The sequence below is a fragment of the Martinezella lusitana genome, assembly GCF_010668395.1.
Classification (GTDB): Bacteria; Pseudomonadota; Alphaproteobacteria; order Rhizobiales; family Rhizobiaceae; genus Rhizobium; species Rhizobium lusitanum_A.
Window position 1 is genome coordinate 1 of record NZ_WUEY01000076.1, and the last position, 471, is coordinate 471.

Annotated in this window: 2 protein-coding genes; both read right to left on the minus strand. The window is 49.5% G+C overall.

What is annotated here, in order from left to right; all coding sequences use genetic code 11:
* Window positions 1-246, minus strand: a 246-nt coding sequence (locus tag GR212_RS36580) for a hypothetical protein (protein WP_204326925.1), incomplete at its 3' end; no start/stop codon positions are given.
* The coding region (locus GR212_RS36585; RefSeq protein ID WP_204326926.1) for a hypothetical protein at window positions 224-471 on the minus strand (248 nt) is incomplete at its 5' end. The genes GR212_RS36580 and GR212_RS36585, both read right to left, overlap by 23 nt.

Genomic DNA, 471 nt, shown 5'->3' on the forward strand with positions numbered 1-471 from the left:
ACTGAGGGCGTAATAGATAAAGAAAGCCGCCAGCAGCGTCCAGGTCTGCCACTGCTCGCGTAACACCCCGGCCAGCGCCTGGCGGTTTTCCTGGCGTACCAGCGACAGCAATAGCAGCAGGATCGATAAATGCAGCAGATTATTGGTCCGGGTGGACATGCAAAAAATCGCGCTGAAAAATAAAAACAAAGGAAAGACAATCGAGTAACCCTGTCTGGCGAAGTTACTCACTTTTAAAGTACTCATTAAACGCAACCTTTTCGAAGATAGTATCCGGCACAGCGCTTTCTGGGGAAAAATTAATCACCCGAATCTGGCGTTGCTGCAGTACCTGCGCGGCATGCGCAAAGGAGGGCATGACGAGGGTATCCACTTTTGTTGCCAGGTAAGAAGGCAATTTTTCTTGTTGTGTTTCGTAGAATCGCGGCTGGTTAAAGTTGGTCATATCCAGGCCGCTCACCAGGATAGTAT